The sequence below is a fragment of the Roseicella sp. DB1501 genome (genome assembly GCF_013112485.1).
Taxonomy (GTDB): Bacteria; Pseudomonadota; Alphaproteobacteria; order Acetobacterales; family Acetobacteraceae; genus Paracraurococcus.
The window spans coordinates 597688-615535 of the sequence record NZ_JABFHG010000001.1 but is presented as its reverse complement, the minus strand read 5'-3'; the positions used below and the strand labels follow the sequence as shown (position 1 = coordinate 615535).

The following is a 17848-nucleotide window of genomic DNA, read 5'->3' as shown; positions in this document are numbered from 1 at the left end:
GGATGAAACAAGGGGCGGTCCTGCGGGGCCGCCCCTTTCGCGTTGGGGGCGGGGTTCAGGCCGGCCTGCGCGTCGGGACGTAGCCCTCGAGGTCGCTCGCCGCATCCGCCCGGTCCTCTGGCTCCGGGACCATCTCGCCCTCCCATTTGCCGACCACGGCGGTGGCGAGCGAGTTGCCGATCACGTTGGTCGCCGAGCGGCCCATGTCGAGGAACTGGTCGATGCCGATGATCAGCAGCAGCCCGGCCTCGGGGATGTTGAAGGTGGTCAGCGTCGCCGCGATGACGACGAGCGAGGCGCGCGGCACGCCGGCCATGCCCTTGCTGGTCAGCATCAGCAGCAGCAGCATGGTCGCCTGCTGCCCCCAGGAGAGCTCGATGTTGTAGGCCTGCGCGATGAAGAGCGTCGCGAAGGTGCAGTACATCATCGAGCCGTCGAGGTTGAAGGAATAGCCGAGCGGCAGGACGAAGCTGATCACCTTACGGCTGACCGGGAAGCGGACGAGCTGTTCCATCAGCTGCGGATAGGCCGCCTCGCTGCTCGCCGTGCTGAACGCGAGCAGGAAGGGCTGGCGGATGAGGCTGATCAGCTCGAAGACCCGGCGGCCGAAGATGAGGAAGCCGACCGCGGCGAGCAGGCACCAGAGGATGGCGAGGCCGAGATAGAACTCGGCCACGAATTTGCCGTAGGTGACCAGGATGCCGAGGCCCTGGGTGGTGATGATCGCCGCCATGGAGGCGAAGACGGCGAGCGGCGCGAGTCCCATGATGTAGCCCGTCACCTTCAGGATGACGTGGCTGAGCTCCTCGGTCCAGGCGACGACTGTCTTCGCCTTCTCGCCGAGGGCGGCACAGGCCACGCCGAAGAAGATGGAGAAGACGACGATCTGCAGGATCTCGTTGGTCGCCATCGCCTCGAAGATCGAGCGCGGCACCAGATGCGCGACGAAATCCTTCAGCGAGAGGGAGCTGGTGCCGATGCCGCTCGCGGCGTGCGTGTCGGGCAGCGGCAGGTCGAGCCGGGCGCCGGGCTGCAGGATGTTCACCAGCACTAGGCCGAGCAGCAGCGACACGACCGAGGCGCTGAGGAACCAGGCCATGGCCTTGGCGCCGATCCGCCCGACCGCGCGGGTATCGCCCATATGCGCGACGCCGACGACGAGGGTGGAGAAGACCAGCGGCGCGATGATCATCTTGATCAGGCGCAGGAAGACGTCGGTGACGAGGGAGATGTAACCGGAGATCGCCTTGGCCGTCTCAGGGTTGGGCCAGAGCACGTGGCAGAAGTGGCCGGTGATGATCCCGAGCACCATGCCCACCATGATGAGCAACGTCAGCCGCTGGGTGCGCAAGGGCCGCCCTCCTGATTCGCCGGGCGCCGCCAGGGCCCGTCACGGAAGCATGAAGGAAGCGATGGCAGCGCAGGAGAGGACGCCAATCTGGTCAAGGGATTGTGAGATGCGCCATGCGGCCGGCCATTGCCGCGGCCCGGCGCCGGTTGCGGCAGCCCGGCGGTAGGAACGATCGCGCGAAGGGCGCATTGTCTCGGGCGGAAGCCGGCCGGCGTCGGGCCGGCAGGATTGGGATACGCGGCGGCATGACGAGGAACGACCGGGAAGCCTGGATGTGGGCCGAGGCCTGCGACGCGCTGACGCGGGCGGAGCGCCTGCATCGCCGCTTCTTCGAGCTGCGGCCCGGCCCCGCAGCCGGCCCGCCGCTCTGGCAGCCGCCGGCAGATGTGCTGGAAACCGATCGCAGCGTGCTGGTGATGGTCGCGCTTCCGGGCGTCGAGCCGGCGGGCATCGAGGCCGTGATCGAGGGCGGCGCGCTGCGCGTCTCCGGCGTGCGGCGTCTGCCGCCGGAATGGCGCGATGCCGCCATCCACCGCCTCGAGCTGCCACAGGGCCGGTTCGAGCGGCGCGTGCCCCTGCCGCCCGGCCGCTACAGCGCCGCGGTGCGGCACTCCATGCAGAATGGCTGCCTGCTCGTCAGCCTCGACAAGACCCTCTGAGGCCCCCGATGTCCGCATTTCCGCATGACCGCCCGCCGCCGCGCCTGCCGGATCTCGGCCCTGGCGCCGAGGGCCAGCCGCTCGCCGCGCTGCCGCCCGATGCGCTGCCGATCCTGCCGGTGCGCGAGATGGTGCTGTTCCCGGGCGGTGTCGTGCCGCTCGCCGTGGGCCGCCCGAGCTCCGTCGCCGCCGTGCAATACGCGCTGCGCGAGGGCCGGCCGATCGGCGTGCTGATGCAGCGCGACCCGCAGGCGGCCGAGCCAGGCGCGGCCGACCTGCACCGCACCGGCACCGTCGCCAACATCCTGCGCTGGGTGACGCTGCCCGATGGCAGCCACCAGCTCGTCTGCCAGGGCGTGCAGCGCTTCCGCGTGCTGGACTGGGTCGCCGAGCGACCCTTCATCGCCGCCGGCGCCTTCCGCATCGAGGAGCCGGAGAGCCGCACGCCCGAGCTCGAGGCGCGCATGCTGAACCTGCGCAACCAGGCGCTGGAGGCGCTGCAACTGCTGCCGCAGGCGCCCGAGGGGCTGGTCGCCACCGTGCAGGGGCTGGACCAACCGGGCCCGCTCGCCGACCTCGTCGCCGGCTATCTCGACATCCCGCCGGACGAGAAGCAGTCCATCCTCGAGACCGTCGATCTCGGCGAGCGGCTCGACCGCGTCTCCCGCGTGCTAGCGCAGCGGCTGGAGGTGCTGCGGCTCTCGGCCGAGATCGGCCGGCAGACCCGCGCCAGCCTCGATGCGCGGCAGCGCGAGGTGCTGCTGCGCGAGCAGATGGCGGCGATCCAGAAGCAGCTCGGCGAGGATGACGGCAAGTCCGCCGAGATCGCCGAGCTGACCGCGGCGGTCGAGAAGGCCGGGATGCCGGCCGAGGTCGAGGCGGCGGCGAAGCGCGAGCTGAGGCGGCTGGAGCGCATGCCGGAGGCCTCGCCCGAGCACGGCATCATCCGCAACTACCTCGACTGGCTGATCGAACTGCCCTGGCGCCTGCCGGCGGGGCAGGGGATCGACATCGCCGAGGCGCGGCGGATCCTGGACGAGGACCACTACGGGCTCGAGAAGATCAAGCGCCGCATCGTCGAGTATCTCGCAGTGCGCAAGCTGGCGCCGGAGGGCAAGGCGCCGATCCTCTGCTTCGTCGGCCCGCCCGGCGTCGGCAAGACCTCGCTCGGCCAGTCCATCGCCCGCGCCATGGGCCGCGCCTTCGTCCGCGTCTCCCTCGGCGGCGTGCATGACGAGGCGGAGATCCGCGGCCATCGCCGCACCTATATCGGCGCCATGCCGGGCAACATCCTGCAGGGCATCCGCAAGGCCGGCGCGCGCGACTGCGTCATGATGCTCGACGAGATCGACAAGATGGGGCGCGGCATCCAGGGCGATCCCTCGGCGGCGATGCTCGAGGTGCTGGACCCGGAGCAGAACGGCACCTTCCGCGACAACTATCTCGGCGTGCCCTTCGACCTCTCCCGCGTCGTCTTCATCGCCACCGCCAACATGCTGGACACCATCCCCGGCCCGCTGCGGGACCGGATGGAGATCATCGAGCTCAGCGGCTACACCGAGGAGGAGAAGCTGCAGATCGCCCGGCGCTACCTGGTGCGGCGGCAGCTCGAGGCGAACGGGCTGACGCCGGAGCAGGCCAGCCTGACCGACGCCGCGCTGCGCAGCATCATCCACGCCTATACCCGGGAGGCCGGGGTGCGCGGGCTGGAGCGGGAGATCGGCCGGGCGCTTCGCCATGCCGCGGTGCGCATCGCCGAGGGCAGCGCGACCAACGTCGCCATCGATGCCGGCGACCTCGCCCCCATCCTCGGCGCGCCGCGCTTCGAGAACGAGGTGGCGATGCGCACCAGCGTGCCCGGCGTCGCCACCGGCCTCGCCTGGACGCCGGTCGGCGGCGACATCCTCTTCATCGAGGCGACGCGCACGCCGGGCGGCGGCCGGCTGATCCTCACCGGCCAGCTCGGTGAGGTGATGCGCGAGAGCGCCCAGGCGGCGCTGAGCCTGGTGAAGGACCGCGCCGTCTCGCTCGGCATCGATCCCGCCCTCTTCGAGAAGTCCGACATCCATATCCATGTCCCGGCCGGGGCGACGCCGAAGGACGGGCCGAGCGCCGGCGTCGCCATGTTCACCGCCCTGGTCTCCCTGCTGACCGGCCGGACGGTGCGCAGCGACACGGCGATGACCGGGGAGATCAGCCTGCGCGGCCTGGTGCTGCCGGTGGGCGGCATCAAGGAGAAGGTGGTCGCCGCGGCGCGGGCCGGCCTCACTCGCGTGATGCTGCCGGCGCGCAACCGGCGGGACGAGGAGGATATCCCGGCCGAGACCCGCGCCCGGCTCGAGCTCGTCTGGCTGGAGCGCGCCGAGGAGGCGGTCGCCGCCGCGCTGGAGCCGGTCCGGGCGAAGGAGGGTGTGGCGTGAACAAGGATGGCCGCTTCAACACGCTCTATTGGGCGGTGGCGCTGCTCGGGCTGGTGCTCGTGCAGTATGTCGCCGCCCGCAACCAGCAGGTCGCCAACATCCCCTACAGCGAGTTCCAGCAACTGCTGAGCGAAGGGAAGGTGGCGGATGTCGGGGTCTCCGACCGCTTCATGCAGGGCACGCTGAAGCAGCCCCTGCCGGGCGGCCAGACCCGTTTCACCACCACCCGCGTCGATCCCGACATCGCCAAGGAGCTCGAGGGCCATGGGGTCAAGTTCAACGGCCAGATCGAGAGCACGTTGTTCCGCGACGTGTTGTCCTGGATCCTGCCGATGGTCTTCTTCGTCGGTATCTGGGTTTGGCTCGGCCGCCGCATGGCGGCCGGTGGCGGGCTGATGCAGATCGGCAAGAGCCGGGCGAAGATCTATGTCGAGAGCGACACCAAGGTCAGCTTCGCCGATGTCGCGGGCGTCGACGAGGCGAAGGACGAGCTGCGCGAGGTGGTCGATTTCCTGCGCGAGCCGGAGCGCTACGGCCGGCTCGGCGGCCGGATGCCGAAGGGCGTGCTGCTGGTCGGCCCGCCGGGCACCGGCAAGACCCTGCTGGCCCGCGCCGTGGCGGGCGAGGCGAAGGTGGCCTTCCTCTCCATCTCGGGGGCCGAGTTCGTCGAGATGTTCGTCGGCGTCGGCGCCGCCCGCGTGCGCGACCTCTTCGAGCAGGCGCGCGCCCGGGCGCCGGCCATCATCTTCATCGACGAGCTCGACGCGCTCGGCCGGGCGAGAGGCCTCGGCGGCGGCTATGGCGGCGGCGTGAACTCGGAAGCCGAGCAGACCCTGAACCAGCTCCTGGTCGAGATGGACGGCTTCGACTCCCGCGCCGGCCTCGTCATCCTCGCTGCCACCAACCGGCCGGAGATCCTCGATCCCGCCCTGCTGCGCGCCGGTCGCTTCGACCGCCAGGTGCTGGTCGACCGGCCGGACCGCGGCGGCCGGGTGCAGATCCTGAACGTGCATCTCCGCCGGGTGAAGCTGGCGCCGGAGGTGGAGCCGGAGAAGATCGCCGCCCTGACGCCGGGCTTCACCGGCGCCGACCTCGCCAACCTGGTGAACGAGGCGGCGCTCCTCGCCACGCGGCGCGGTGCGACGGCGGTGGGCATGCAGGATTTCGGCAATGCGGTGGAGCGCATCGTCGCCGGGCTCGAGAAGCGCAACCGGCTGCTGAACCCGCGCGAGCGCGACATCGTGGCGCATCACGAGATCGGCCATGCCCTGGTCGCCATGTCCCTGCCCGGCAGCGACCCGGTGCACAAGGTCTCCATCATCCCGCGCGGCATCGGCGCCCTCGGCTACACCATCCAGCGCCCGACCGAGGACCGCTTCCTGATGACGCGGGAGGAGCTGGAGCGGAAGATGATGGTCCTGCTCGGCGGGCGGGCGGCGGAGCTGGTGGTCTACGGCCATCTCTCGACCGGCGCCGCGGACGACCTGCAGCGCGTGACCGACATCGCCCGCGGCATGGTCACGCGCTACGGCATGTCCGAGGCGCTCGGGAGCGTCGCCTATGAGCGCGACCCGCGCAGCATGCTCGCCGGGCCGACCCCGCTGCTCGGCGGGCCGCCCGGCCATGACTATGGCGAGGCCGCCGGCAATGCGATCGATGCCGAGGTGCGGCGCATCGTCGATTCGGCGCTGGAGCGGACCGTGGCGCTGATCCGCGAGCGGCGCGAGGCGCTGGAGCGGACGGCGCAGCGGCTGCTGGAGAAGGAGACGCTGGAGGAGGCCGAGCTGGTCCAGCTCCTCGGGGTGACGCCGCGACCGGCGAAGGAGGCGGCGGAATAGAAGCCGGCCGGCGCTTCAGCCGCGCGCCGGGCCGAAGATGCGGCCGAGATGCGCCTCCAGGCCGGGCTCCCGCCAGTCCGGTCCGCGCCAGCCGATATAGCCGTCCGGTCGTATCAGGTGGCAGGCCGCGGCCGCGCCATAGGCCCGGGCCTGGTGCCCCTCGGCATCCTGCACCAGGGCGATGCCCGGTTCCTCGCCAAGCCCCTCCACGCCGGTGACGGCGACCACCCGCAGCCGATCGCCCAGGCGGTCGCGCAACGCCCGCACCCGGTCGCCGAGCGCCGCCAGTTCTGCGGCGGCACCCGCTTCCGGCAGGCGGACCAGCAACACATGCGCCGTGCCGCGCAGCAGGTCGAAGAGGCGCAAGGGAAAGCCGAAGCCGCGGCGGCGCAGCCCCTCGGCGTCCGGCGCGCGGTCGCCGGCCATCGGCAGGGCCAGCTCCGCCGCGCCGCCCGCCTCCGTCACCCAGGCCGTGCCGCGATAGGTCAGCGGGATCTGCGTATCCGCCAGCCGGTCCGGCGCGCCGCCCGCCTCCCGTCCGAAGCCGGCGGTGGCCGCGGTGGTGCGGGCGATCACCGCCGCGCCGACCGGCCGTCGCTCCGCCTCGTAGCTGTCGAGCAGGGCGGGCAGCGCAGCGCCGTCGAGGACCAAGGCCAGCTTCCAGGCGAGGTTGTAGGCGTCCTGGATGCCGGTGTTCATGCCCTGGCCGCCGGTCGGCGGATGGATATGCGCCGCATCGCCGGCGATGAAGCAGCGCCCCACCCGGTAATGCGCGGCGAGCCGCATGCTGATGCGGAAGATGGAGGACCAGCGGAGATCGGAGAGCGGCGGGCGATCCGGCAGCAGGTCGTCCGCCACGGCCTGGAGCTGCGGCAGGCTGGGCCCTTTGGTTTCGGCCTGGATTCCGTGGCCGGTGCCGCCCGCCGGAACGAGCTCGGGCGGCGCCACCATGGTGACGCGGTAGCGGCCATGCTCCGGCAGCGGCACGGCGACGAGGAGGTCGGGCGGCGCGTCCTCATGCAGGCGGAGCGCCCGGAAGGCCGTGCCATAGGGGAGGTCCCAGCCGATATGCACGTCGCCCAGCATGAAGGTCATCGGCAGGGCCTCGCCCTCGAAGCCGATGCCGAGCGCGCGCCGCACCGCGCTATGGGCGCCGTCGCAACCGATGACGTAGCGGAAGCGGGCCTCCCCCTCCCGGCCATCGGCGCCGGCGAGGCGGGCGGAGACGCCCTCCGCCTCCTGCGTGAGGCCCGTCAGGGCAATGCCGCGCTCGATGCCGATGCCGAAGCGATGGAGATGCGCGGTGAGCAGGCGCTCGGTCTCGTATTGCGGCAGGCCGAGCTGCGAAAAGGGCATGGCGGGCAGATCGGGCCGGGCATCCATGGGGGGACGGCCATGGATCACGGAGCGCAGGCCGGTGAGCCAGAGCCCGGCATCGACCATCTCCCGGGCGATGCCCATATCCTCCCAGACCTCGATGGTGCGCGGCGTGACGCCGATGGCGCGGCAATAGGGCGAGGGGGCGGGCATCCGGTCGATGATGCGGCAGCGCCTGCCATGCCGGGCCAGCTCGCAGGCCATCGTCAACCCGACCGGCCCTGCGCCGACCACCAGAACGTCTTCCATGCGCGCCTCGCCGTTGCGGCGGCGAGCTTAGCGCTAGGCTCGGCCGGCGCCGTGCGGGAATCCGGGCCGGCCCAGGATTTTCAACGAGGACTGGAGCGTGATCGCTTGAGGTGGAAACACCGAAAAGCGTGACTCACGCGATCAAACAGCGGCCTGGACCATGATCCGCGACCCTGTGTGAGCGGATCATGGTCCAGGGGCGGCGGGGCCGCGTCTCGCCCTGCGGTCGTCATGGCGCCTGCCACCTCCCCGGTTCACGCCTTGCCCACGCCCTTGTTGACCAGGGAGAGATCGAAAGCCTGCCGCCAGTCGAGCCCCTTCGGCAGCACCCCCACCTCGGCCATGGCGGCGTAGAAGCGGCCCCAGCGCTCCTCCGTCATGGCGCCGATGCCGAGCCGGGCGGCGTCGCCGGAGCGGAGGATGCCCGCCTCATTCATCATGCGCGTGCCGAAGGCGATCAGCTCATCGCCCATCTCGGGATTCTGCGCCTTGATCAGGGCATTGGCGGCCGCCGTGTCGAAGCCGCCGGCCGGGCCCTTCAGATACTGGTCCCAGCCTTCCATCGAGGCATCGACGAAGCGCTGGATCACCTCGCGCCGCTCGGCGAGCGTCTTCGCGCCGATATTGATGGTGGTGCCGTAATTCTCGAAGCCGGCATCGTGCAGCAGCAGCGTGTCCGGCGTCAGCCCGGCCTGCCGGAGGGAGAAGGGCTCGCTGCCGAGATAGCCCTGCTGCACCAGCATCCGGTCGGCCAGGAAGGGCTGCAGGTTGAAGGTATAGGGACGGATCTGCTCATCCTTCAGCCCGTATTTCCGCCGCAGGAAAGGCCACCAGGTCACCCGCGGCTCGGCGCTGATCAGGATGGTGCGGCCGCGCAGCGCCTCGAATCCGGTGAAGCCGGTGCCCGGGTGCGCGATCAGCACCACCATGTCCTTCTGGAAGACCGCGCCGATGCAGAGGAAGGGCAGCTTCTCGCGCACGAAATTCAGGGCGGCGAGCCCGTTGCCCATCGCCATGTCAACCCGCCCGCCGAGCAGGAGCTGGGCCGGGTTGATCTGCGGGCCGCCGGTGCGCAGCTCGACCTCAAGCCCGGCCTTGCGATAAAGGCCGGCGGCCTCCGCCTGGTAGAAGCCGCCATGCTCGGCCTGGGCGCGCCAGTTGGTGATGAAGCTCACCTTGTCCAGGCGCGGCTGGGCCCGCGCCGGCCCGGCGGCGACCAGCAGGGGCGCCCCGGCGCCGAGCAGGCCGAGCGCGGCGCGGCGCGAGACGATGTGGCGTTGCGCGGTCATGCGGTCCTCCCCCGACAGGCGGTGGCCGAGGGTGCCACGCCCGGCCGCCGGCGCAAGCGCCGGCCGTCTTCAGGGGCGCAGGCGCAGCGGCCGGATCAGCATGAGCGCCGCGCCGAAGCCCCAGGCGCCGTTGTAGAGCAGGCCACGCCAGGGGATGGCGCCTTTCCAGAGCGGCAGGCCCTTCAGCCAGGGCACTAGCGACACCGCGACGGCGGTCAGCGCCAGGGCCCCGAAGACGGTCGAGAACAGGATGGCCCGCACCCGCGCCCAGGTGAGGAGCAGGGCGAGGACCCCGCCCCAGACCCCGCCCCAGAAGCTCTGCGAGAGGATGGTCGGCACGCCGAGCGGGCGGGTCGGCGCCATGTTGAAGGGCGGCGCGGTCCGGCCGAGGGCCGCGACCACGGCGGGAATGTCGTTGCCGACATGGTAGAGCAGGAAGGCTGTGCCCTGGTGGAAGATGGGCACTGCCAGGAAGCCGGCGACGAAGCCGGCGAGGATGATGCGACGCATGGCGACGGTGGTGGCTCCCTCTGTCCGGGGCACCTTGCCGTGCGGCGCCGGCCCGCGCACCCTGCCGCACCGATAGGTCCTGAGAGGGGGATGCCGTGAACGGAGCCGAGAGTCTGGTCAAGACCCTGTTGGGGAGCGGCGTCGATGTCTGCTTCGCCAATCCGGGCACCAGCGAGATGCATTTCGTTGCCGCGCTGGACCGGGTGCCCGGCATGCGCTGCGTCCTCGGCCTGCAGGAGAACATCGTCACCGGCGCCGCCGATGGCTACTGGCGCATGGCCGGGAAGCCGGCCTGCACGCTGCTGCATTGCGGCCCGGGCCTCGCCAACGGCCTCGCTGGGCTGCACGACGCGCGCCGGGCCCGCTCGGGCATCGTCAACGTGGTCGGCGACCAGGCGGTCTATCACCGGCCCTTCGACGCCCCCCTGACCGCCGATACCGAGGGCTGGGCGCGGGGCGCCTCGGCCTGGGTCCGCACCTCAAGCCGGTCCGAGGATGTCGGGGGCGATGCCGCGATCGCGGTGCAGGCGGCGCGCACCTCGCCCGGCCAGGTGGCCACCCTGGTGCTGCCCTCCGACAGCTCCTGGAACGAGGGCGGCGTGGTGGCCGCGGCGCTGCCCGTGCCGGCGGTGCCGCAGGCCGATCCGCACGCCATCCGCCAGGCGGCGCGGCTGCTGCGGGAGAAGCGCAATGTCCTGCTGCTGCTCGGCGGCCTCGCCCTGCGCGAGGGGGCGCAGCGCGAGGCGCAGCGCATCGCCGCCGCCACCGGGGCGAAGCTGCTGGCGGAGGGCTCCAACGCCCGGATCGAGCGCGGCCGGGGCCGCCTGCCGCTGGAGCGGGTGCCCTATGTGAACGAGCTCGCGGTGAAGACCCTCGAGCCCTACGAGCACATCATCCTGGTCAATGCCAAGGAGCCGATCGGCTTCTTCGGCTATCCGGGCAAGCCCAGCCGCTTCTGGCAGCCGGGCTGCGAGCTGCACCTGCTGACCCGGCTGGAGCAGGATGCCGAGACGGCGCTGCGGGCGCTGGCCGAGGAGCTCGGCGCGCCCGCCGCCGCCATGCCCGATCCCGGCCGGCGGCCGGAGGCGCCGCGCGGCGCGCTCAGCCCGGAAGGCCTCGCCCGCGCCGTCGCCGCGCTGATGCCCGAGGGGGCGGTCGTGGTCGATGAATCCGTCACCTATGGCCGCGGCTTCTTCGCCGAGACCCATGCCGCCCCGCCGCATGACTGGCTGCAGAATTGCGGCGGCGCCATCGGCTATGGCCCGCCGGTCGCGACCGGGGCGGCGATCGGCGCCGGCGGCCGGCGGATCATCGCCCTGCAGGCGGATGGCAGCGCCATGTACACGCCGCAGGCCCTCTGGACCCAGGCGCGGGAGAAGCTGCCGATCACAACCGTGATCCTCTCGAACCGGAAGTATCAGATCCTGATCGGCGAGTACCAGAATGTCGGCGCCAATCCGGGCCGCACGGCCATGGACATGCTCGACCTGGGCAATCCCGATATCGGCTGGGTGCAGCTTGCCAACAGCATGGGTGTCGAGGCGACCCAGGCGGCGAATCTCGAGACGCTCGGCGATCTCATGGCGCAGTCCTTCAGCCGCCCCGGTCCCTTCCTGATCGAATTGCTGATCTGAGCGGATGGGCAGCGGCGCCCGCCGGAAGGGGCGCCGCCGGACCGGAGACCCTGCCGGCGCGGCCTCATCCGGCGCATGCTGTGCCGCAATATGAGACTGCGCGCGTGAAACAAGATGTCCTACCGTTCAGGTTTCGCGCAATGTGCGGGTAAGTCGCCTTGGTGCATGGTCGTGCCAGGTCCGGGACAAGCATGTCCCGGCGGCCCCACCTGCGTTATCTCGGCGCGTCAAGGCAGGGCAGGGGGCACGAGACATGCGGCAGGCGGCGAGTTTCGAGCAGACATGAATATGGTGCACCAGCCGCATCCAGCGCCCGAGGCCAAGGTCGCGCGACCATCGGCGCCGAATGCGGCGCCGCCGCCCGCGCCCGCCGCCCCACCATCCCCGGCCTTGGTCGAGTCGCCCGCCGCGCGGCCATCGGCGCGGCGCTACTGGCTGCCCTCGGTGCTGCTGCTCGCCGCAGCCCTCGGGGTCGGCGGCTACTACTACACGCATCGCGAGCGCCCGGTGCCCACCTCGCCGCCGGCCACAGTCACCGAGCCGCTGTCGCAGGGCGAGTTCCGCCTGTCCGACAACGAGATGCGCGCCCTCCGGATCGAGGAGATGCATCTGCGGGACTTCCGCGCCGAGCGGGTCGCGGAAGGGCGTATCGCCTATAATGACGACCGCGCGACGCCCGTCTTCTCGCCCTATAACGGCCGCGTGATCCGTGCCGAGGCGCGCATGGGCGACATGGTGAAGGCCGGCGACACCCTGTTCGAAATCGAGACGACCGATCTCGCCGGCGCCGCCAACGACCTTCTCTCGGCGGCCGATGCCGCCAACAAGGCGCGCGCCACCCTCGACCAGGCGAAGCGGGAGGAGACGCGGCAGGCCAATCTCTTCTCCGCCCGCGCCGCCTCGCAGCGCGATGTCGAGCAGGCCCGCGTCGGCGCCGCCACCGCGGCCGACGACCTGCGCAGCGCCCAGGCGACCCTCGCCGCCGCCCGGGACAAGCTGCGCGTGCTCGGCCGCAGCGCCGAGGAGATCGCGCGCATCGAGCAGACCCGCATGGTGAATGCGGTGGTGCCGGTGCTCGCCCCGATCGGCGGCACGGTGACGCAGCGCAAGGTCGGCCCAGGCCAGTGGCTCTCGAGCGGCTCTTCCGACCCGGTCTATACCATCGCCGATCTCTCCACCATGTGGCTGATCGCCGCGGTGCGGGAGCTCGACGCTCCCCTCATCAAGGTCGGCCAGCAGGTGCAGGTCTCGGTCGGCGCCCTGCCCGACCGGGTCTTCGATGCGAAGATCACCGCGACCAGCGCCGGGCTCGACCCGGCGACGCGCCGCATGACGGTCCGGGCCGAGGTGAAGGATCCCGACCGGCTGCTGAAGCCCGAGATGTTCGCCACCTTCCGCATCGAGGTGGGCGAGGAGCAGCGCGCCGTCGCGGTGCCGGTGAATGCCCTGATCTTCCGCGGCCCCGAGGCGAGCGTCTGGGTGGCCCTCGACGGCAACCGCTTCATGCTGCGCAAGGTCAAGACCGGCATCCGCAGCGGCGACATGGTCGAGGTGACCGAGGGGCTGAAGGAAGGCGAGCACGTGGTGACCGGCGGCGCCTTGTTCATCGACCGGGCCGCGAGAATCGACTGACCGGCGTCAACGGCTGGCGAAGCCGGCATCGCTTCGGTCATGATGCCGCGGGGCGCGGCATCAGGCCGCCCCGCACGCGGCCAGGACAGGACCAATGCGCCAGATCGTCGCCTTCTCGCTGCAGCGCCGGCCGCTGGTCATCCTGCTGTTCTTCGTCTTCATCATCCTCGGCCTGGTGGGCTTCACCCGCCTGAACATCGAGGCCTATCCGGACCCGGTGCCGCCGCAGGTCGTCATCATCACCCAGAATCCCGGCCAGAGCGCCGAGGAGATCGAGCGCTACGTCACCATCCCGATCGAGGTGGCGATGGCCGGCCTGCCGAACCTGACCTCGGTGCGCTCGACCAGCCTCTTCGGCCTCTCGGACGTGCGGGTGCAGTTCAACTTCAACTTCACCTATGACCAGGCGCTGCAGCAGGTGCTCAACCGGCTCGGGCAGCTCCAGGGCCTTCCGGAAGGGGTGGAGCCCGAGATCTCGCCGCTCAGCCCGATCGGCGAGATCATGCGCTACCGTCTGGTCGGGCCGCCCGGCTACTCGCTCGCCGATCTCAAGACCCTGCAGGACTGGGTGCTCGACCGCCGCTTCAAGCGCGTGCCGGGGGTGATCGACGTCACCTCCTTCGGCGGCCTGACCAAGAGCTACAACATCATCGTCGACCTGCACCGCATGGCGGCGCACAACCTGACCCTGCCGCAGGTGATCGAGGCGGTGCGCTCGGGCAACGCCACCGTCGGCGCCGGCATCATCCGCATCGGGCCGCAGGCGGCGGTGGTGCAGGGGATCGGCCTGATCCGCAGCCTCGACGACATCCGCGGCGTGGTGGTGGCGGCCGAGGGCGGCATGCCCGTGCTGCTCTCCGACATCGCCGATGTCGAGATCGGCAACACGCCGCGCCTCGGCATCGCCGGGCATGAGGGGGATGACGACGTGGTGCTGGCCACGGTGCTGATGCGCCGCGGCGAGCAGACCCTGCCGACCATCCGCGGCGTGCAGCGGGAGGTGGCGCGGATCAATGCCGGCGGCATCCTGCCGCCCGGCGTCCGGATCGTCCCCCTCTACGACCGGGAAGACCTGGTCAAGATCACCACCCGGACCGTGGTGCACAACATCATCGAGGGCGTGCTGCTGATCCTGGTGATCCAGTACCTCTTCCTCGGGGATTTCCGCGGCGCCCTGGTGGTGGCGGCGACCATCCCCTTCGCCTTCCTCTTCGCCATCCTGCTGATGCTCATCCGCGGCGAGAGCGCCAACCTGCTCTCGCTCGGTGCCCTCGATTTCGGCCTGCTGGTGGATGCGACGGTCATCATGGTGGAGAACATCTACCGCCATCTCGGCCTCGCCCGGCAATCGGCGCACCGCTACGTGCCGCCGGCCGGCTCGAAGGAGCTCTCCGGCCTCTCGCTCACCGTCCTGCGGGCGGCGGGGGAGGTGGACAAAGCGATCTTCTTCTCGGCGCTCATCATCATCGCCGCCTTCATCCCGCTCTTCACCCTTGGCGGCATCGAGGGGCGGATCTTCGGCCCGATGTCGAAGACCTATGCCTATGCGATCATCGGCGCCCTGCTGGCGACCTTCACCGTCACCCCCGCCCTTGCCGCGGCGATGCTGAAGGAGGACAGCCGGGAGCGGGACACGCCGGTGGTCCGCGCCCTCCGCTGGGGGCATCGGCGGCTCTACGGCCTCGCCATGCGCGCCCGCGCGATCTGCCTCGGCCTCGCCGCCATCACCTTCGCCGGCGCGCTCCTGCTGCTCTCGACGCTCGGCGCCGAGTTCCTGCCGGCCCTCGAGGAGGGCAATCTCTGGGTCCGGGCCACCATGCCCGGCACGATCTCGCTCGAGGAGGGCAACGGCACGGTCAACCGTATCCGCGCCGCGCTGCTCGAATTCCCCGAGGTCATCACCGCCACCTCGCAGCAGGGCCGGCCGGATGACGGAACCGACAGCGCCGGCTTCTTCAATGCGGAGTTCTTCCTGCCGCTGCGGCCGCCGGAGGAATGGACCACCGCGCCGACCCGCGACGGGCTGGTGCATGCCATGCAGGAACGGCTCTCGCGCGAGTTCGTCGGCATCGAGTTCAGCTACGCCCAGGCGATCAGCGACAACGTCCAGGAGGCCGCCTCGGGTGTGAAGGGCGCCAATGCGATCAAGGTCTTCGGGCCGGAGCTCGACATCATCGCCCGCAAGGCGGAGGAGATCCGGCGGGTCCTGGCGGGGGTGGAGGGCGTCGCCGACCTCGCCGTCTTCCGCTCGCTCGGCCAGCCGACCGTCGCGGTGCAGATCGACCGGGCCCGGGCCGCGCGCTTCGGTCTCTCGGTCGGCGACATCAACGAGGTGGTGCAGGCGGCCATCGGCGGCGCCGAGGCCGGGCGCGTCTACGAGCCGGGCGGCGACCGCAATTTCCCGCTCATCATCCGCTTCGCCGCGCCCTTCCGCGACAGCCTCGATGCGATCGCCCGCATCCCGATCGGCGCCGGCGGCGCGGCGACCCTCGCCGATGTGGCGACGATCCGCCTCGTCTCGGGCGTTTCCTACATCTACCGCGAGGATGCCAGCCGCTACGTCCCCATCCGCTTCTCGGTCCGCGGCCGCGACCCGGCGAGCACGGTGGCCGAGGCGCAGGAGCTGGTGGAGCAGCAGGTCGAGCTGCCGCCGGGCTACCGGCTGGACTGGGTGGGCGAGTTTCGTAATCTGCAGGATGCGATCGGGCGCCTGATGGTGGTGGTGCCGGCGGCGCTCGCCCTCATCCTGGTGCTGCTCTATGTGCAGTTCAACACGCTGCGCGAGACGCTGCTGGTCTTCGCCATCGTGCCGCTCTCCCTCACCGGCGGCATCGCGGCGCTGGCCGTGGCCGGGCTCAATTTCTCGGTGCCGGCGGCGATCGGCTTCCTCGCGCTGTTCGGCATCACGGTGATGGAGGGCATCATCATGCTCTCGCATTTCAACCATCTGCGGCTTGAGGGGATGCCCTGGCGCACCGCCCTCGACCAGGCCGGCACCGACCGCATGCGGCCGGTCTTCATGACCTGCTTCGCCTCCTTCACCGGCCTGCTGCCCATGGCGCTGGCCACCGGCATCGGCGCGGATGTGCAGAAGCCGCTCGCCCTGGTCGTCGTCGGCGGCATCGGCCTGGTGCCGCTCTTCATCCTCGTGGTCTTCCCCGTCATGATCGATCTCTTCGGCAAGCCGCGGCATCTGCGGCAGGAGTCCCTCGGCACCCGGTCGGTGGGCGCGCGGGCATGACGGGGTGGCGGGCCTGGCTGCTGCTCGGCCTGGCCGTGCTGGGCCCGCCCATGCCCGTGCCGCAGGCCCTGGCCGAGACGAAGCCGCCATCCGGGCCGCCATCCGGGCCGCCATCGGGGCCGCAGCCGGCGGGCAGCCTGCCCCTGCCGGTCGGGCACGGAGCCCAGCCGCTGACGCTCGAGCAGGCCGAGCGGATGCTGATCGACCGCAACCTCGCCGTCATTGCCGCGCGGCGGGGCGTGGACGCCGCCCGCGCCAACCAGCTCGTCGCCTCTTCCCTGCCGCCGCCGCAATTCCAGGTCGGCAACAGCTTCGCGCAGTTCAACGAGACCAGGGCCGGCGCCGTCAAGGGCGCGCGCTTCCTCAGCCCGTCCAACAACATCGCCGTCGGCCTGCAGGTGCTGGTCGAGCGCGGCAGCAAGCGCACGCTGCGCACCCGCCTCGCCGAGACCCAGATCGGCACCGCCGAGGCGCAGGTGCTGGACACGCTGCGCATCCAGCTCTTCACCCTGCGCCAGGCCTTCCTCGGCTCGCTTCTCGCGCGGGCCAATCTGGAAGTGGCGCTCGGCAACCGGCTGAGCCTCGACCGGACGGAGACGCTGCTGCGCCGGCAGCTCCGCGACGGCGCGATCCCGGAGGGCGACCTGCTGCGCTTCCAGGCGAGCCGGCTGCAATTCGAGCCCGACGTCACCAACAACGCCCAGGCCTATGCCGCCGGCATCGCCTCGGTGGCGGCGCTGCTCGCCGCCGATCCGGCCGCCTTCCAGCCCGGCGCCGGGCAGATCCAGGCGCTCGGCATCCGTCCCACCGTGCCATCGGCCCTGGCGCCGCCGCCGCCCGGCCCGCGCGGCCCGGCCGGCACGCCGCCCGGACCGGCCAGCGCCCCGACGACGGTGCAGACCATCCTCTCGCCGGTCGCCTTCGACCTGCGCGGCCGCTTCGACCTGGTGCCCTCCCTCGGCATCGGCCGCGACGAGCTGGCGCAGGCGATCGAGAACCGCGCCGATGTGGTGGCGGCGCAGCGCCAGGTGGCCGCCGCCAATTCCAACCGGCTGCTGGCCGAGGCGTCGCGGTCGCGCGACGTCACGGTCTATGGCGGCTGGTCGCGCTCCCGCCTGTCGCAGGACCTGCCGAATTCCCGCGACCAGCTCAATGCCACGGACAGCTTCGCCGTCCAGCTCTCGGTGCCGATCTTCACGCGCCAGATCGTCGAGGGGAATGTCGGGATCGCCGCCGCGCAGGCCGGGCAGGCCGAGGCCCAGGCCCGGGCGGCGCTGCTGCAGGCACGGGCCGACTTCGCCACGGCCTGGGCCAGCTACGAGCAGGCGCGGGCGTTGCTGAACCTCTATACCGGCGGCGCCCTGAACCGGGCCGAGGAGGCCTATCGCAGCACCGAGCAGGCCTATCTGGCGGGCGGGCGGACGCTGCTCGACGTGCTGGATGCGTTGCGGACGCTGAATGCGACGCGGGTGCAGGCGAACCAGGCGCGCTACGCCTATCTGCTCGCCCTGGCGCAACTCGAACAGGCGACCGGCGTCTCCGGCATCGCGCCGCGGCTGTGAGGCGGTACCGCACGACCGGCGCGGTGCGGTATCACCCGGAGGGGAGGGAGGTGCTCGCCAGGTTGCGGCGACACCGAATTCTCCCC

At 71.4% G+C, this 17848-nt stretch carries 11 protein-coding genes; 7 read left to right on the top strand and 4 right to left on the bottom strand.

Features of this window, described 5'->3' with window-relative positions; genetic code table 11:
• Nucleotides 1-55: 55 nt before the first annotated feature.
• Entirely contained in the window at nt 56-1351 is a 1296-nt protein-coding gene (locus HJG45_RS02955; RefSeq protein ID WP_254452230.1) for a dicarboxylate/amino acid:cation symporter, read from the bottom strand.
• 245 nt (nt 1352-1596) lie between these two features.
• Here HJG45_RS02955 and HJG45_RS02950 point away from each other — a divergent pair, with 245 nt between their 5' ends.
• Genes HJG45_RS02950 through ftsH form a run of 3 tightly spaced genes read left to right on the top strand, consistent with a single transcriptional unit; the run spans nt 1597 to nt 6268 of the window.
• Nucleotides 1597-2010, top strand: coding sequence for an Hsp20/alpha crystallin family protein (locus tag HJG45_RS02950; RefSeq protein ID WP_171610558.1), 414 nt, complete (start codon nt 1597-1599; stop codon nt 2008-2010).
• Nucleotides 2011-2018: 8 nt separating this feature from the next.
• The gene (lon, locus tag HJG45_RS02945; protein WP_171610557.1) at nt 2019-4430 is read left to right on the top strand and encodes an endopeptidase La; all 2412 of its coding nucleotides are present in this window, start codon (nt 2019-2021) and stop codon (nt 4428-4430) included.
• The gene (gene ftsH / locus HJG45_RS02940) at nt 4427-6268 is read left to right on the top strand and encodes an ATP-dependent zinc metalloprotease FtsH (protein ID WP_171610556.1); all 1842 of its coding nucleotides are present in this window, start codon (nt 4427-4429) and stop codon (nt 6266-6268) included. The genes lon and ftsH overlap by 4 nt, the downstream gene beginning before the upstream one ends.
• A gap of 15 nt (nt 6269-6283) precedes the next feature.
• On the opposite strand, the gene HJG45_RS02935 is transcribed toward ftsH, so the two are convergent.
• The 3 genes from HJG45_RS02935 to HJG45_RS02925 form a co-directional block, all read right to left on the bottom strand.
• Nucleotides 6284-7894: an FAD-dependent monooxygenase gene (locus tag HJG45_RS02935; protein ID WP_171610555.1), complete on the bottom strand. Its 1611-nt coding sequence runs from the start codon at nt 7892-7894 to the stop codon at nt 6284-6286.
• Nucleotides 7895-8148: 254 nt separating this feature from the next.
• Complete coding sequence (locus HJG45_RS02930) at nt 8149-9183, bottom strand: ABC transporter substrate-binding protein (protein WP_171610554.1); 1035 nt, start codon at nt 9181-9183, stop codon at nt 8149-8151.
• A 69-nt stretch (nt 9184-9252) separates the two neighbouring features.
• Nucleotides 9253-9693 carry a hypothetical protein gene (locus HJG45_RS02925; protein WP_171610553.1) on the bottom strand — a complete coding sequence of 147 codons (441 nt, stop codon included), beginning with the start codon at nt 9691-9693 and terminating at the stop codon, nt 9253-9255.
• A 95-nt stretch (nt 9694-9788) separates the two neighbouring features.
• Between HJG45_RS02925 and HJG45_RS02920 the strand changes: the two genes are divergently transcribed.
• The 4 genes from HJG45_RS02920 to HJG45_RS02905 all read left to right on the top strand — a co-directional run bounded on the left by HJG45_RS02920 (nt 9789) and on the right by HJG45_RS02905 (nt 17762).
• The gene (locus tag HJG45_RS02920; protein WP_171610552.1) at nt 9789-11327 is read left to right on the top strand and encodes an acetolactate synthase large subunit; all 1539 of its coding nucleotides are present in this window, start codon (nt 9789-9791) and stop codon (nt 11325-11327) included.
• A gap of 288 nt (nt 11328-11615) precedes the next feature.
• Nucleotides 11616-12959 carry an efflux RND transporter periplasmic adaptor subunit gene (locus HJG45_RS02915; protein WP_171610551.1) on the top strand — a complete coding sequence of 448 codons (1344 nt, stop codon included), beginning with the start codon at nt 11616-11618 and terminating at the stop codon, nt 12957-12959.
• Nucleotides 12960-13053: 94 nt separating this feature from the next.
• On the top strand, nt 13054-16200 hold the full coding sequence (locus HJG45_RS02910) for an efflux RND transporter permease subunit (protein ID WP_171610550.1): 3147 nt from the start codon (nt 13054-13056) through the stop codon (nt 16198-16200).
• Nucleotides 16197-17762 carry a TolC family protein gene (locus HJG45_RS02905; RefSeq protein WP_171610549.1) on the top strand — a complete coding sequence of 522 codons (1566 nt, stop codon included), beginning with the start codon at nt 16197-16199 and terminating at the stop codon, nt 17760-17762. The genes HJG45_RS02910 and HJG45_RS02905 overlap by 4 nt, the downstream gene beginning before the upstream one ends.
• The last annotated feature ends 86 nt before the right edge of the window (nt 17763-17848 follow it).

Coding starts and splice junctions, on each gene's coding strand:
- HJG45_RS02950 (WP_171610558.1), top strand. CDS start 1,597: ATGACGAGGAACGACCGGGAAGCCTGGATGTGGGCCGAGGCCTGCGAC.
- lon (WP_171610557.1), top strand. CDS start 2,019: ATGTCCGCATTTCCGCATGACCGCCCGCCGCCGCGCCTGCCGGATCTC.
- HJG45_RS02935 (WP_171610555.1), bottom strand. CDS start 7,894: ATGGAAGACGTTCTGGTGGTCGGCGCAGGGCCGGTCGGGTTGACGATG.
- HJG45_RS02930 (WP_171610554.1), bottom strand. CDS start 9,183: ATGACCGCGCAACGCCACATCGTCTCGCGCCGCGCCGCGCTCGGCCTG.
- HJG45_RS02925 (WP_171610553.1), bottom strand. CDS start 9,693: ATGCGTCGCATCATCCTCGCCGGCTTCGTCGCCGGCTTCCTGGCAGTG.
- HJG45_RS02915 (WP_171610551.1), top strand. CDS start 11,616: ATGGTGCACCAGCCGCATCCAGCGCCCGAGGCCAAGGTCGCGCGACCA.
- HJG45_RS02910 (WP_171610550.1), top strand. CDS start 13,054: ATGCGCCAGATCGTCGCCTTCTCGCTGCAGCGCCGGCCGCTGGTCATC.
- HJG45_RS02905 (WP_171610549.1), top strand. CDS start 16,197: ATGACGGGGTGGCGGGCCTGGCTGCTGCTCGGCCTGGCCGTGCTGGGC.